We start from the raw sequence: 13,769 nt of genomic DNA on the forward strand, positions 1-13,769 counted from the left end.
GTCGTTAGCTCAGTTGGTAGAGCAGTTGACTTTTAATCAATTGGTCGCAGGTTCGAATCCTGCACGACCCACCAATTCAGAATAAAGCGCCTTTTGGGCGCTTTTTTCGTTTCCGGGGTACGGACGTGACCGTGCGGGATGAGAACCTGCTGCAGGTTCGACTGAATCGCTGGCGATTCAGGCTGATGCGTTAGCATCACCCGGAGGGCGAGGCCCACGATGGGCCGAGGCTATCCTGCACGACCCACCAATTCAGAATAAAGCGCCTTTTGGGCGCTTTTTTCGTTTCCGGGGCACGGACGTGACCGTGCGGGATGAGAACCTGCTGCAGGTTCGACTGAATCGCTGGCGATTCAGATTACGGACAAACTCAAATCAGGGCGCATCTTGCAGCGATGAATAGCTCAACTAGCAGGGAACAGGGTCAGAGGAGGAAAGCGTCCCGCGCCATGGACAAAAACGCCGGGAGCGTTTTTGAACAACGCAGAGCGTTGGCCCGGCAACGGGCGCACCTCAGGGATGAGGTAAGTAATCGCGCGGGCCGAGCGAGCCATGGATGGCGGTTTTAGCGTCTTTCCGAACTGACCCTGTTTCCTGCGCTGGCTCGCTCTCACTGCCATCAGTCCAGACTTTGTCGACAATCTGAAGGCCTGTAAGGCGCTTTTTTCGTTTCTGCTGTTTAGACATTGGCTTGTAGATAAGCTCCCTTCTTTTCCAAACCTTAACAATCTCCGCGCTAAAGTCGTTTCACAGCGTGCCGATAACGTATGTGACGACTTACAGGGAGAAAATGATGTCCTCAATTTCCGGAATTTTAAGCAGTGCGGTCAGTAGCGGTGACAGCGGCGGCAGTGTTGCCTCTCAGGTCGCAGCCCTGAATAAACAGATTCAGAATGTCTTAACGCAGGTCAAAGAGCTGGCCGACAACAAAGAGCTGACTGACGAACAGAAAGCTGAAATGCAGCAGATGTATCAGTCACAGCTCACCATGCTGCAGGCACAGATTGCGCAGCTGGAGCAGAAGCAGGCGGAGCAGGATCAGCCAAAAAGTGACAGCACGCCTGTCAGTGCGAACAAAGCAGACGGCATTAACCGCCCTACCGACACCAATAAAGTGGACGTCTATATCTAAAACGCGGGGCTGGCTTCGCGTTGTTGCGCCAGCAGCGCTGCCTGCTGGCGCACCTCCTGCCAGATCGCTTCGGCAGCAGGCGTCAGCGAGCGGTTTTTACGTTTGATCAGCGTCAGGCTGCGATTAATTTCCGGATAAAGACGACGCACACTAAGGTCACGATCGGCCGGTAACGGTAAGGCCAGCGCGGGCAGAATACTGATGCCGATCCCCACTTCTACCATCGGAAACAGCGTAGCGGGATGGCCAATTTCCTGCACCACTTGCGCCCTGATGTTCTGCTGCTGCATCGCCGCATCAATCAGTACCCGACTGCCGGACGCGTAATCCTGCAGCACCATGGTGCGACCATCCAGCATCGACCATTCAGCCCTTTCCACCTGCGCCAGCGGATCATCATCGCGGCACAACAGCAGGAAAGGCTCATCCAGAATCGCGATGCTATCAAAATCACTGTCGCTGAGCGGCCCAATCACAATCCCGAAGTCGACCTCGGCGTTACGCACACTTTGCAGCACCCACTGCTGAGCGCGATCGTGCAGTATCACTTTGATATCGGGAAAGTGCTGCTGACTGGCAGCCAGACATTGCGGCATAAGATGCGCAGAGATGGTCTGGCTGGCTGCCACTCTGACGGTGCCACTGCGCTGCTCCCCAAAACTGCGGATATCCAGCAGCGTCGTATGAATCTCCTCCAGCAGGCGCTCCATCCGTGACGCCAGCTGCTTGCCTGCCTCGGTCAGCATCACCTCACGCGTGGTGCGATCCAGCAGCCGGACGCCGGTTTCCGCTTCCAGCTCTTTAATACTGTGGCTGACTGCGGACTGACTCAGACCTATCGCCTGCCCCGCCTGACTGAAACCACCGTAGTGTGCCACTGCAATAAAAGTCCGAAGCTGACGCAGGGTATAATTCATCGATTATGCTCATAGATTAATTCAATAAATCAATTTTATTTCTAAAACCAATTCACGCACAATCGCGCTATTGAAAAATTTACCGGATTTTAACAATGGGCTTTTTAAAACTCGATCCGATGATGGTCAAACTCATCATCACCGTGCTGCTGGCGTCGTTCCTGCCAGCGAAAGGGATCTACGTCGATGTCTTCAGCTACCTCGCGACGGCAGCGATAGCACTGTTATTCTTTATGCACGGTGCCAAACTTTCGCGTGAAAAAATCATCGCAGGCAGCAGCCACTGGCAGCTGCATCTGTGGATTATGTTCAGCACCTTTGTGTTGTTTCCCGCGCTGGGTCTGCTGCTGGTCTGGTGGCATCCGGTTGATGTCGGTCCGGAAATTTATACCGGCTTTATCTACCTCTGTATCCTGCCAGCCACCGTTCAGTCCGCTATCGCGTTTACCTCTATGGCAGGCGGTAACGTTGCAGCAGCGGTGTGCAGCGCCTCGGCATCAAGCCTGCTGGGTGTATTTATTTCGCCGTTGCTGGTGAACCTGGTGATGGATATACACAGCAGCGCGCCCAGCGACGGTCTGGAGCAGATCGGTAAAATTATGCTGCAACTCATGGTGCCATTCATTCTGGGCCACCTCTCTCGTCGCTGGATCGGTGGCTGGGTTGAGAAACATCGCAGCCTGATTGGCAAAACTGACCAGACCTCGATTTTGCTGGTCGTTTATTCCGCCTTCAGTGAAGCCGTGGTGAATGGCATCTGGCATCGCGTTGGCTTGACTACGCTGCTGTGGATTGTGGCAGGTTCAATCATCCTGCTGACCGCCGTGCTGATTATCAACCTGCTGGCCTCGCGCCTGTTCCGCTTTAAACGTGCCGACGAGATTGTGGTGCTGTTTTGTGGCTCGAAGAAGAGTCTGGCGAACGGGGTGCCCATGGCGAATATTCTGTTCCCGGCCAGCACCGTGGGGATTATCGTGCTGCCGCTGATGATTTTCCATCAGGTTCAGCTGATGGTCTGCTCGTTTATTGCCGGCCGTTACAAGAAGACCAATGAGAAACAGCAACAGCAGACGCTGAAGGTTAAAGATTCGGTGATGGAGTCACAGAAGTAGAACAGGTGCCCGCCTGCGCGGGCACAGTTACTTGCGGGTCTGGAGCGGTTTAACTAATCCCTCCAGACCTTCAATTTTTATTGTCAGAGTCAACTGCATCAAATCCCCCAACAGCCCCGACGGGAAGTCGCCACTGCGGGCAAACCACAGCAGATAAGGCTCAGGCAGATCGATCAGCATCCGCCCTTTATATTTCCCAAACGGCATCGGCGTATTGGCTATCGCCACCAGCTGATGTTCATCCATCTCAGGCCCCCAGCAGTCGAATCATTTCCGCTTCATCAATTACCTCTATGCCCAGTTCCTGGGCTTTCGCCAGCTTGGAACCGGCAGCTTCGCCGGCAATCAGCAGATCGGTTTTCTTCGATACGCTGCCGCTGACTTTTGCGCCCAGTGCGACGAGCCGCGCTTTGGCATCATCACGGTTCATCTGCGACAGCGAGCCGGTCAGCACCACCGTTTTCCCCGCGAACGGACTGTCGATCTCTTCGGCTTTCACCACCACCACCTGCGGCCAGTGAATGCCGATCTCGTCGGTCAGCTGACGGATAACCTCACGGTTGCTCTCCTCTTCCATGAAGTTGCGAACGTGTGTGGCAACAACTTTGCCCACATCCGGTACCGCAATGAGCGCCTCAAGATCGGCATCCATCACCTTCTGCAGCTCACCAAAATGGTTAGCCAGATTAGCGGCGGTAGCTTCACCCACTTCACGAATGCCCAGCGCATAGAGGAAGCGTGCCAGCGTGGTCGACTTCGCTTTCTCCAGCGCATCTACAACGTTTTGCGCTGATTTCGGCCCCATGCGATCCAGTCCGGTCAGCTTGCCCGCCGTGAGACGGAACAGATCGGCTGGCGTACTGACGTACTCTTTCTCCACCAGCTGGTCGATAATCTTATCGCCCATGCCATCCACATCCAGCGCCCGACGTGAGACAAAATGCTTCAGTGCCTCTTTGCGCTGTGCGCCGCAGATCAAGCCGCCGGTGCAGCGCGTGACTGATTCGCCTTCAACCCGTTCAACCTCAGAACCGCAGACCGGACAATGGGCAGGAAATACCACCTCCCGCGTCTCTTCAGGTCGCTCCGCGATAACCACGTTGACGACCTGCGGAATCACATCGCCGGCGCGGCGAATCACAACTCGATCACCGATGCGTAAACCCAGCCGTTCGATTTCGTCTGCATTATGCAGTGTGGCATTGCTGACGATAACGCCTGCGACCTGCACCGGCTCCAGGCGAGCTACTGGCGTGATAGCGCCTGTGCGGCCAACCTGAAATTCGACGTCGCGCACCCAGGTCAGCTGTTCCTGTGCCGGGAACTTAAAAGCAATCGCCCAGCGCGGCGCTCGCGCCACAAAGCCCAGCTGCTCCTGCAGCGCCTGTGAATCGACTTTGATTACGACACCATCGATATCAAAACCCAGGTTCGGACGTTGTTGCTCAATTTCCCGATAGAACGCCAGGGCTTCCTCCGCATTATGCACCCGCTTAATGCGGTCGCTGACCGGCAGGCCCCAGGCTTTAAACTGTTGCAGGCGCTCCATGTGGCTGTGTGGCATCTCACCGCCTTCCAGCAGGCCAAAACCGTAGCAGAAAAACGTCAGCGGACGTTTGGCGGTAATGCGTGGATCAAGCTGACGCAGGGAACCTGCTGCTGCATTACGCGGGTTAGCAAAAACTTTGCCGTCTGTGCGTCGCGCTTCTTCATTAAGCTTCTCGAAGCCGCGCTGCGTCATAAACACCTCGCCGCGCACTTCCAGCCGGGCCGGGATGTTGTCGCCCTTCAGCCGCAGCGGGATAGCGCGAATGGTCCGGACGTTGGCGGTAATGTTCTCACCGGTCGTGCCGTCACCGCGCGTCGCGGCCTGAACCAGCAGGCCATTTTCATACATCAGGCTGACCGCAGCGCCATCGAGCTTGAGTTCACAGCAGTAAGTAATGTCCTCACTGTTTTTCAGCCGATCCTGTACCCGCTTGTTGAAAGCCATAAATGTGGCTTCATCAAACGCGTTGTCCAGCGACAGCATCGGCACTTCATGGCGAACCTGCTCAAATACCGTCAGCGGCGCAGCACCCACACGCTGGGTGGGCGAATCCGGTGTAATGAGATCGGGATGTTCCTCTTCCAGCTGACGCAGTTCACGCATCAGGCGATCGTATTCAGCATCCGGCACTTCCGGCGCATCCATGACGTGGTAGAGATATTCGTGATGGCGCAGCGTGGTGCGCAGTTCGGTGATGTGATCCTGGACGGATTTCATAAAGCCCCATCAGATAAAAAACCCCCGACAGGCGGGGGTTTGTTTTAACAATTCAGATAGCGTTTAGCGCAGGTGTCAGACGCCAACCACATCGCGGATACGCGCTTTGTAAGTTTCCAGCTTCTGTGGCGTCATCATGCGACGCTCATCGTCCAGCACCACGCCACCAACATCATCAGCGATACGCTGTGCAGACTGCAGCATCAGCTTGAAGTTCTGATTCGCATCGCCATAAGAGGGCACCATCATAAAGATGGAGATACCAGGCGTGCTGAAATCGGTCATCATGTCAGGATTGAACGAACCTGGCTTGACCATGTTAGCCAGACTGAACAGCACCGGACCACTGCCTGCCGGACTAAGATGACGATGGAAAATATTCATTTCACCAAACTGGAAGCCCGCCTGCAGAATACCCTGCAGCAACGCTTCACCGTTCAGTTCGCCGCCCGAATGGGCAGCAACATGCAGCACCAGTACGGCTTCTTTCGGTTTTTCTGCTGGCGCTTTAGCCGCGGGTTGTTCAGGCGCAGGAGGCGCTGACACCTCAGGCTGCGGTTGTGGCTCAGGTTCAGCCTGGTACTGCGGCGCAGGCTGCACAGACTCCAGCGGATCCAGATCCAGCAACGGGTCGGCCTGAACAGGCGGCGCGACGAAAGTCTGCGCTGGCTGCTGACGCACCGGTTCAGGGCGCGGCTGTGGAGCAGGCTTCGGTGCCGTAGTGAACAGCGGATCGCTGTCAGGTTCGGGTTGCGGTGCGGGTCGTGGCGCAGGCTGACGCACAGGCTCAGCGGGCGCTTGCTTACGCGGCGCTTCTGGCTGTGGTTCGCGGATCTCATCGAAACGCGGTTCCTGATGGACGTTGCGCTCAGAACGAACACGAACCTCGCCGACGCCGTCATCTTCGTCGTCAATCAGGTCCTGCTCATCATGGTCATCACGTTGTTTTAGACGTTTGTGCGGGCGATCGCGGAACACTGACGAACGCTCTTTACGGCTGGTCCACAGCCCGTGAAGAAGGAGCGCTATAATGGCGATCGCGCCAACAACGATTAATATCAGACGCAAATCCTGCATCATTGTATTCTCTGTTGTTCCAATACCTTGCCACCGCGGCAAACTTTATCCTCTAACTGTATTTGCCCTGCTACACAAGTGCAAGTCTGTGCAGTATTTTCTGACAAATAAGATAGGCAACCCACGCTTTTTCGCTGTTTTTTTACCCAAACGGCACCTGGCCTGGAGAAAAAGCCAGGTTATAGTGAGCGCGCCTTAACACCTTCAGGAGAATTGGCTTTATGGCCCTTGAGAATTCCGTCTCAAATTTTAACGGCATGCACTACTTTAGCCAGGGCTGGAAACTGGTCCGTCTGCCTGGCATTCGCCGCTTTGTGGTGATGCCACTGCTGATCAACATCATTATGCTGGGCGGCGCATTCGTCTGGCTGTTCTATCGCCTCGGCGACTGGATTCCACGCCTGATGGCCCATATTCCCGACTGGCTGCAGTGGCTGAGTTATCTGTTGTGGCCATTGTCGGTGATTGCGATTGTACTGGTGTTCAGCTATTTCTTCTCAACGCTGGCAAACCTGATTGCTGCTCCATTCTGCGGCCTGCTGGCCGAACAGCTCGAAGGCCGCCTGACCGGTAAGCCTCTGCCCGACAGTGGCTGGGCGGGAATGATTAAAGATGTGCCGCGCATTATGAAGCGCGAGATGCAAAAACTGGGCTATTACCTGCCCCGCGCGCTGGGACTGTTGCTGCTCTACTTTATTCCGGGATTTGGTCAGACGGTGGCGCCCGTGCTGTGGTTCCTGTTCAGTGCCTGGATGTTATCCATTCAGTATTGCGACTACCCGTTCGACAACCACAAAGTGCCTTTTCAGCAAATGCGAAACGCCCTGCGCCGGCACAAAACGGCCAACATGCAGTTTGGCGCGCTAACCAGCCTGTTCACCATGATTCCGATTCTTAATCTGGTGATTATGCCGGTTGCCGTTTGTGGTGCCACCGCCATGTGGGTTGACCGTTACCGGCCGCAACTGGCCCGCAGTGAGGTGCGCTAGTCACACCCGCACGCCTTATGCTCTTTTTAGCAGGGCTTATTGCCGGGCGAAATATAGATATACGATTTCTTTCCTTCCGCCCCCAGGCAGAACAGGTATGCTCATAGCGTTCCCAATAATTCATACAGTTAAGGACAGGCTATGAGTAAGATCTATGAAGACAACTCTTTGACAATTGGTCATACGCCATTGGTTCGACTGAACCGCATCGGTAACGGCCGCATCCTTGCGAAAGTTGAATCCCGTAACCCGAGCTTCAGCGTAAAATGCCGTATCGGTGCCAATATGATTTGGGACGCAGAAAAACGCGGTATTCTGAAGCCCGGTGTTGAACTGGTTGAACCGACCAGCGGTAACACCGGTATTGCGCTGGCCTATGTTGCCGCAGCGCGCGGCTACAAATTAACCCTGACGATGCCAGAAACCATGTCAGTGGAACGTCGTAAATTGCTGAAAGCGCTGGGTGCTAAGCTGGTGCTGACCGAAGGTGCTAAAGGCATGAAAGGCGCCATCAGCAAAGCGGAAGAGATTGTCGCCAGCGATCCGGACCGATATGTCCTGTTGCAGCAGTTCAGCAACCCGGCTAACCCGGAAATCCATGAGAAGACCACCGGCCCGGAAATCTGGGAAGACACGGATGGCGAAGTGGATGTCTTTATCGCAGGTGTCGGCACCGGCGGTACGCTGACCGGGGTGAGCCGCTATATCAAAAACACCAAAGGTAAGAAAGACCTGATAACCGTCGCCGTTGAGCCAACGGATTCACCGGTAATTGCTCAGGCGCTGGCGGGTGAAGAGATCAAGCCTGGTCCACACAAAATTCAGGGTATCGGCGCAGGCTTTATTCCGGGCAACCTTGAGCTGAATCTGGTGGACCGCGTAGTGGCGATCACCAATGATGAAGCGATCAGCACAGCGCGTAAGCTTATGGAAGAGGAAGGCATTCTGGCCGGTATCTCATCCGGTGCTGCCGTCGCCGCCGCGCTGAAGCTGCAGGAAGACGAAACCTTCGCGAATAAAAATATTGTGGTCATTCTCCCCTCCTCCGGCGAACGCTATCTGAGTACGGCTTTGTTTGCCGATCTCTTCACAGAAAAAGAGCTGCAGTAGCAGCGGCAGATAGTCTGAAAATGGAGAAAAAAGCACCCGCCTGGGTGCTTTTTTGTGGTGCAGATCTCACTTTCATAACCCGGCAGATTGATTTCAGTGACGCCGATCTGGTATTCAGACTGCCAATTATTTCGATGCCTGAAATTAATCCGCCTTTGAAGTGGATCAAGCTGAATCGATTTACGGATTCAGTGAAACGGCGAATCACGGCATAATTAACCGGTGACGTGTAGAATCGGTTTTGAGAAGCAACGGAATGTAGATTTGACGCCTGCGCGTCTTTGGTCAGCATGATGCTATACCCGCGCACCTACACAGGCTAAAGTGAAGGCTCCAGGCTAGACTTTAGATCCATAACACTCATCCTGATAACGTTGGGGAAATAGAATGTTCCAGCAAGAAGTTACCATTACTGCACCAAACGGTCTGCATACTCGCCCAGCTGCGCAATTCGTAAAAGAAGCCAAAGCTTTCCAGTCAGAAATTACCGTGACCTCTAACGGTAAATCAGCAAGCGCGAAAAGCCTGTTCAAGCTGCAGACATTGGGTTTAACCCAGGGAACGGTTGTGACGCTTTCTGCAGAAGGCGAAGATGAGCAGAAAGCAGTTGAGCATCTGGTCAAACTGATGGCTGAACTGGAGTAATCTCCGCTCAGCTCTCCAGCCAATCGACTCCTCTGCGCCATTGAGTGCAAACATCTTGATCGCGGACAACCTGTCCGCGTTATTGCTTTCGTAGAGTACGTGTCCCGCGACAATGGCACCGCATAGAGTCCCATCAGCCATCGTGATTAAAAGGTAGCGTTATGATTTCAGGCATTTTAGCATCACCAGGTATCGCTTTCGGCAAAGCACTGCTGCTGAAAGAAGACGAGATCGTCATCAACCGCAAGAAAATTTCTGATGATCAGGTTGAGCAGGAAGTACAACGCTTCCTTGATGGCCGTAGCAAAGCGGCATTACAACTGGAAGCGATTCGCGTCAAAGCGGGTGAAACCCTCGGTGAAGAGAAAGCAGCCATCTTCGAAGGCCACATCATGTTGCTGGAAGATGAAGAGCTGGAGCAGGAAATCATCGATCTGATTAAAAAAGATCACGCTTCTGCCGATGCTGCTGCCTACTCTGTTATTGATGGCCAGGCGAAAGCTCTGGAAGAGTTAGATGACGAATACCTGAAAGAGCGTGCGGCTGACGTACGTGACATCGGTAAACGTCTGCTGCAAAACATCCTCGGTCTGCACATTGTTGACCTGAGCGCTATTCCGGACGAATCCATTCTGGTGGCAAAAGATTTAACGCCGTCAGAAACCGCACAGCTGAACCTGAAAAAGGTGCTGGGCTTTATCACCGATCTGGGTGGCCGTACCTCACACACTTCAATCATGGCGCGCTCGCTGGAGATCCCAGCCATTGTCGGCACCGGCAATGTGACCGTCACGGTTAAAAACGGCGATTTCCTGATCCTGGATGGCGTTAACAATGCGATTCACGTCAATCCTTCTGAAGCGATTCAGGAAGAGCTGAAAGCCGTACAGAATCAGTATCTGTCGGAAAAACACGAATTAGCCAAGCTGAAAGATCTGCCAGCCGTCACGCTGGATGGTCACCAGGTTGAAGTCTGCGCCAACATCGGTACCGTGCGCGATATCGCCGGTGCTGAGCGCAATGGCGCTGAAGGCGTTGGTCTTTATCGTACCGAATTCCTGTTCATGGACCGTGACTCTCTGCCAAGCGAAGAAGAGCAGTTCCAGGCGTACAAAGCCGTTGCTGAAGCGATGGGTTCACAAGCCGTTATCGTTCGTACCATGGACATCGGCGGTGACAAAGATCTGCCTTACATGAACCTGCCGAAAGAGGAGAACCCGTTCCTCGGCTGGCGTGCTATCCGCATCGCTATGGATCGCAAAGAGATTCTGCATGCGCAGCTGCGTGCTATCCTGCGCGCCTCCTCCTTCGGTAAACTGCGCATCATGTTCCCGATGATCATTTCGGTTGAAGAAGTTCGCAGTCTGAAAGCGGAACTGGAACTGCTGAAAGCGCAGTTGCGCGAAGAAGGTAAAGCCTTTGATGAAAGCATCGAAGTCGGCATCATGGTGGAAACCCCGGCTTCAGCCGTGATTGCGCATCATCTGGCGAAAGAAGTCGACTTCTTCAGTATTGGGACAAACGATCTGACGCAGTATACTCTGGCGGTCGATCGTGGTAATGATTTGATCTCGCACCTGTACAACCCAATGACGCCGTCTGTGCTTAACTTAATCAAGCAAGTCATTGATGCATCTCACGCTGAAGGTAAATGGACCGGCATGTGTGGTGAGCTGGCAGGTGATGAACGTGCTACACTACTGTTACTGGGAATGGGGCTGGACGAGTTCAGCATGAGTGCCATTTCTATCCCTGGCATCAAGAAAATCATTCGTAATACTAATTTTGAAGATGCGAAGGCATTGGCAGAGCAGGCACTGGCTCAACCGACAGCGGAAGACCTGATGAACCTGGTAAACAAGTTTATTAAGGAAAAAACGCTCTGCTAATCTGCATGATGCTGGCCCCAAATTACTGCTTAGGAGAAGATCATGGGTTTGTTTTCTAAACTTTTTGGCGAAAAAACGGATAGCGCTGGGACAATTGACATCGTAGCGCCTCTGTCAGGCGAAATCGTGAATATTGAAGACGTACCAGATGTGGTGTTTGCAGAGAAAATCGTGGGCGACGGTATTGCTATCAAACCCAGCGGCAACAAAATGGTTGCGCCTGTTGATGGCACTATCGGTAAGATTTTTGAAACCAATCACGCTTTTTCGATCGAATCAGACAACGGCATTGAGCTGTTTGTCCACTTCGGTATCGATACGGTAGAACTGAAAGGTGAAGGCTTCAAACGCATCGCTGAAGAAGGCCAGAAGGTCAAAAAAGGCGATGTGGTTATCGAGTTCGATCTGCCGTTGCTGGAAGAGAAAGCGAAATCAACCCTGACACCGGTTGTTATCTCCAACATGGATGAAATCAAGGAATTGATTAAGCTGTCTGGCCAGGTCACCGTCGGCGAAACGCCGGTGATTCGCATCAGAAAGTAAGTATGCGTTGATATCATAACGGCACCTGCGGGTGCCGTTATCGTTTCTGCAATACACCTGTTCAGGGCTGCCAGTGTGGCAGACGCAGCGTCAGTTCAAGTCCACCTTCTGGCCGGTTCCGGGCATCAACCTCACCGTGATGCGCCAGTACGACCTTGCGCACGATAGCCAGACCCAGACCATACCCTTTACCCATCAGCGGCGAATTTACCCGCACAAACGGGTCAAAGATGCTGGAGAGTTTATCCTCGTCGACACCCGGCCCCTGATCGCACACCTGAATCGCCAGCCACTGCGCTTCTGCGCGCAAATGCACCTCAATCCGCTGTCCTGGCAGAGAGAAACGCAGCGCGTTACGTAACACGTTCTCTACGCCGCGCCGTATCAGCTCGGCATTGCCTCGCACGGTGTAATCAGCCTCGGCATCGACATGCAGCTCAACCTGCACACCGGGAATCTGCGCTTCATAACGGACATCAGTAAGGACTGCCTCCAGTAAACCAGTCAGGTCAAAATATTGCTCATCCGGAATGCTTTCATGCTCGGCCCGCGACAGCGTCAGCAGTTCGCCAATCATCTTGTCCAGCCGACGCGCCTCTTCATCAATGCGATCAAGCGAACTGTTTACGCTCTCTGGCGTCTGTCTGGCCAGTCCGGTAGCCAGCTGAAGTCGTGCCAGCGGTGAACGAAGCTCATGCGAGATATCGTGCAGTAGCTCTTCACGGGCGCGCACCAGGGTGTCCAGCCGCTCGACCATGGCATCAAAGGCTTCTGCAACGTTTGAGATCTCGTCGTGGCGCTTTCGCATGATCGGGAATAGCCGCACACGTAAATCACCCTCGGCGACGCGGGAAAATCCCTCACACAGCTGACGCATAGGCCGCGTCAGATTCCAGGCCAGCAACAGGCTGAACAGCAATCCCACCGAACCGGCAAAGATGAAAATCGGCTCAGGAATATTCAGAAATTTGCGTGGCATCAGATTATGCATGCTGTCTTTGCGCATGCCATCCAGGTCGTAACGCAGCTGATACTCTTTGCCATCAGCACCCTGAACCCAGCGCACCACCTCTTCAGGAAGACGCCCCACATAATCCAGATTGCCGCTGTTTTGTGATTGTGGCGATTTTGCCTGCTGCGTCACATGGAAAAACTGTCGATCGCTGTTATCCCAGTCCGACAGCATCGCATTCAGCGCGTCGGGCCCGCTGCGCGCCAGCACCGATGCAGCAGAAGTCATCTGCAGATCGACAATGCGCCGGATAGCCACAATTTCAGGCGGTTCGTGACGTTTACCGGAGAGCGTAAAACCCAGCCAGATAAGCTGACTCATGATGACAAAAACAATCCAGAAGCCGATAAAAATCTTCCAGAACATGCGTCCACGGTAACTCTGTTTCATCGAATGCGGTAACCGATGCTGCGAACGGTTTCAATGTTGATGCTGTCAGCAGTTAATGCACTGAGCTTCTGACGGATATTGCTGATATGCACATCGACACTGCGGTCATAGGCTTCACGCGGACGACCCAGCCCCTTCTCAGAGAGCTCATCTTTCGACACCACCCGATCCGGGGCGCGCAGCAGTAAATCCAGCAGGTTAAATTCCGATGCCGTCAGATCGAAGGCTCGCCCCTGCCATTCACTCATGCGGGTAGCCGGATTCAGCGTCAGCTCGCCCCAGCGCAGCGGCTCTCTGGCATCAGGTTGCGGAACCTGCTCTTCGAAACGACGCAATACGGCGCGCAGGCGGGCCACCAGTTCCCGGGGATAGCAGGGCTTTGGCATATAGTCATCTGCACCCATCTCCAGACCGATCACCCGATCAATGTTATCGCCTTTGGCGGTCAGCATAATCACCGGAATCCGGCTGTTCTGGCGTACCTGCCGCAGTACATCAATACCGCTCATGTCGGGCAGCATAATGTCCAGAATCATGGCGGTGAACTCACCTGATAGCGCGCCCTGAATGCCGGCGCTGCCGGTCAGAACCAGCTGCGCATCGAACCCCTCGGCGATCAGGTACTGGCTTAGCATCGTGCCTAATTCAACGTCATCATCAACAAGCAAAATTTTCATGTTTATCTCT

Annotated in this window: 14 protein-coding genes and 1 other RNA gene; 8 read left to right on the plus strand and 7 right to left on the minus strand. The window is 53.9% G+C overall.

The window, feature by feature from the left end; genetic code table 11:
• The first annotated feature begins 117 nt into the window (after window positions 1-117).
• A non-coding RNA gene (locus tag Q7C21_RS12100) (RtT sRNA) lies at window positions 118-250 on the plus strand.
• A gap of 543 nt (window positions 251-793) precedes the next feature.
• A complete protein-coding gene (locus Q7C21_RS12105; protein WP_008926525.1) occupies window positions 794-1,132 on the plus strand; it encodes a FlxA-like family protein in 339 nt (112 codons plus the stop codon).
• Here Q7C21_RS12105 and Q7C21_RS12110 read toward each other — a convergent pair.
• Window positions 1,129-2,049: a LysR family transcriptional regulator gene (locus Q7C21_RS12110; protein ID WP_008926526.1), complete on the minus strand. Its 921-nt coding sequence runs from the start codon at window positions 2,047-2,049 to the stop codon at window positions 1,129-1,131. The two genes, Q7C21_RS12105 and Q7C21_RS12110, sit on opposite strands and share 4 nt — an antisense overlap.
• A 95-nt stretch (window positions 2,050-2,144) precedes the next feature.
• Between Q7C21_RS12110 and Q7C21_RS12115 the strand changes: the two genes are divergently transcribed.
• Window positions 2,145-3,161 (plus strand): bile acid:sodium symporter family protein, encoded by a 1,017-nt coding sequence (locus tag Q7C21_RS12115; RefSeq protein ID WP_003848880.1) that lies wholly within the window; start codon window positions 2,145-2,147, stop codon window positions 3,159-3,161.
• 27 nt (window positions 3,162-3,188) lie between these two features.
• On the opposite strand, the gene Q7C21_RS12120 is transcribed toward Q7C21_RS12115, so the two are convergent.
• From Q7C21_RS12120 to zipA, 3 genes are all read right to left on the minus strand, one after another.
• Window positions 3,189-3,407, minus strand: a complete 219-nt coding sequence (locus tag Q7C21_RS12120; RefSeq protein ID WP_003848878.1) for a DUF3820 family protein — start codon at window positions 3,405-3,407, stop codon at window positions 3,189-3,191.
• A 1-nt stretch (window position 3,408) separates the two neighbouring features.
• Window positions 3,409-5,427 carry an NAD-dependent DNA ligase LigA gene (gene ligA / locus Q7C21_RS12125; RefSeq protein ID WP_182629653.1) on the minus strand — a complete coding sequence of 673 codons (2,019 nt, stop codon included), beginning with the start codon at window positions 5,425-5,427 and terminating at the stop codon, window positions 3,409-3,411.
• Window positions 5,428-5,502: 75 nt separating this feature from the next.
• Window positions 5,503-6,507 carry a cell division protein ZipA gene (gene zipA / locus Q7C21_RS12130; protein WP_008926527.1) on the minus strand — a complete coding sequence of 335 codons (1,005 nt, stop codon included), beginning with the start codon at window positions 6,505-6,507 and terminating at the stop codon, window positions 5,503-5,505.
• Between the two features lie 218 nt (window positions 6,508-6,725).
• Here zipA and cysZ point away from each other — a divergent pair, with 218 nt between their 5' ends.
• The gene (cysZ, locus tag Q7C21_RS12135) at window positions 6,726-7,493 is read left to right on the plus strand and encodes a sulfate transporter CysZ (RefSeq protein WP_039659590.1); all 768 of its coding nucleotides are present in this window, start codon (window positions 6,726-6,728) and stop codon (window positions 7,491-7,493) included.
• Between the two features lie 141 nt (window positions 7,494-7,634).
• Window positions 7,635-8,603 (plus strand): cysteine synthase A, encoded by a 969-nt coding sequence (gene cysK, locus Q7C21_RS12140; protein ID WP_003848872.1) that lies wholly within the window; start codon window positions 7,635-7,637, stop codon window positions 8,601-8,603.
• On the opposite strand, the gene Q7C21_RS12145 is transcribed toward cysK, so the two are convergent.
• Window positions 8,581-8,895 carry a hypothetical protein gene (locus Q7C21_RS12145; protein ID WP_153574537.1) on the minus strand — a complete coding sequence of 105 codons (315 nt, stop codon included), beginning with the start codon at window positions 8,893-8,895 and terminating at the stop codon, window positions 8,581-8,583. The two genes, cysK and Q7C21_RS12145, sit on opposite strands and share 23 nt — an antisense overlap.
• 95 nt (window positions 8,896-8,990) lie before the next feature.
• Between Q7C21_RS12145 and ptsH the strand changes: the two genes are divergently transcribed.
• From ptsH to crr, 3 genes are all read left to right on the plus strand, one after another.
• The gene (ptsH, locus tag Q7C21_RS12150; protein WP_003848868.1) at window positions 8,991-9,248 is read left to right on the plus strand and encodes a phosphocarrier protein Hpr; all 258 of its coding nucleotides are present in this window, start codon (window positions 8,991-8,993) and stop codon (window positions 9,246-9,248) included.
• Between the two features lie 161 nt (window positions 9,249-9,409).
• Window positions 9,410-11,137: a phosphoenolpyruvate-protein phosphotransferase PtsI gene (gene ptsI, locus Q7C21_RS12155; protein WP_003848857.1), complete on the plus strand. Its 1,728-nt coding sequence runs from the start codon at window positions 9,410-9,412 to the stop codon at window positions 11,135-11,137.
• A gap of 42 nt (window positions 11,138-11,179) precedes the next feature.
• A complete protein-coding gene (gene crr, locus Q7C21_RS12160) occupies window positions 11,180-11,680 on the plus strand; it encodes a PTS glucose transporter subunit IIA (RefSeq protein ID WP_008926530.1) in 501 nt (166 codons plus the stop codon).
• Between the two features lie 61 nt (window positions 11,681-11,741).
• Here crr and Q7C21_RS12165 read toward each other — a convergent pair whose 3' ends face one another.
• Complete coding sequence (locus tag Q7C21_RS12165) at window positions 11,742-13,082, minus strand: ATP-binding protein (protein ID WP_003848854.1); 1,341 nt, start codon at window positions 13,080-13,082, stop codon at window positions 11,742-11,744.
• On the minus strand, window positions 13,079-13,759 hold the full coding sequence (locus Q7C21_RS12170; RefSeq protein WP_003848852.1) for a response regulator transcription factor: 681 nt from the start codon (window positions 13,757-13,759) through the stop codon (window positions 13,079-13,081). Before Q7C21_RS12170 ends, Q7C21_RS12165 begins: the two co-directional genes overlap by 4 nt.
• Between the last annotated feature and the right edge of the window lie 10 nt (window positions 13,760-13,769).

It is taken from the genome of Pantoea sp. ANP04 (assembly GCF_041982285.1).
Taxonomy (GTDB): Bacteria; Pseudomonadota; Gammaproteobacteria; order Enterobacterales; family Enterobacteriaceae; genus Pantoea; species Pantoea eucalypti.

What these genes read in the sequence shown, in the direction of transcription:
- Q7C21_RS12105 (WP_008926525.1), top strand. Translation starts at nt 794, where the DNA reads ATGTCCTCAATTTCCGGAATTTTAAGCAGTGCGGTCAGTAGCGGTGAC.
- Q7C21_RS12110 (WP_008926526.1), bottom strand. Translation starts at nt 2,049, where the DNA reads ATGAATTATACCCTGCGTCAGCTTCGGACTTTTATTGCAGTGGCACAC.
- Q7C21_RS12115 (WP_003848880.1), top strand. Translation starts at nt 2,145, where the DNA reads ATGGGCTTTTTAAAACTCGATCCGATGATGGTCAAACTCATCATCACC.
- Q7C21_RS12120 (WP_003848878.1), bottom strand. Translation starts at nt 3,407, where the DNA reads ATGGATGAACATCAGCTGGTGGCGATAGCCAATACGCCGATGCCGTTT.
- ligA (WP_182629653.1), bottom strand. Translation starts at nt 5,427, where the DNA reads ATGAAATCCGTCCAGGATCACATCACCGAACTGCGCACCACGCTGCGC.
- zipA (WP_008926527.1), bottom strand. Translation starts at nt 6,507, where the DNA reads ATGATGCAGGATTTGCGTCTGATATTAATCGTTGTTGGCGCGATCGCC.
- cysZ (WP_039659590.1), top strand. Translation starts at nt 6,726, where the DNA reads ATGGCCCTTGAGAATTCCGTCTCAAATTTTAACGGCATGCACTACTTT.
- cysK (WP_003848872.1), top strand. Translation starts at nt 7,635, where the DNA reads ATGAGTAAGATCTATGAAGACAACTCTTTGACAATTGGTCATACGCCA.
- Q7C21_RS12145 (WP_153574537.1), bottom strand. Translation starts at nt 8,895, where the DNA reads ATGCTGACCAAAGACGCGCAGGCGTCAAATCTACATTCCGTTGCTTCT.
- ptsH (WP_003848868.1), top strand. Translation starts at nt 8,991, where the DNA reads ATGTTCCAGCAAGAAGTTACCATTACTGCACCAAACGGTCTGCATACT.
- ptsI (WP_003848857.1), top strand. Translation starts at nt 9,410, where the DNA reads ATGATTTCAGGCATTTTAGCATCACCAGGTATCGCTTTCGGCAAAGCA.
- crr (WP_008926530.1), top strand. Translation starts at nt 11,180, where the DNA reads ATGGGTTTGTTTTCTAAACTTTTTGGCGAAAAAACGGATAGCGCTGGG.
- Q7C21_RS12165 (WP_003848854.1), bottom strand. Translation starts at nt 13,082, where the DNA reads ATGAAACAGAGTTACCGTGGACGCATGTTCTGGAAGATTTTTATCGGC.
- Q7C21_RS12170 (WP_003848852.1), bottom strand. Translation starts at nt 13,759, where the DNA reads ATGAAAATTTTGCTTGTTGATGATGACGTTGAATTAGGCACGATGCTA.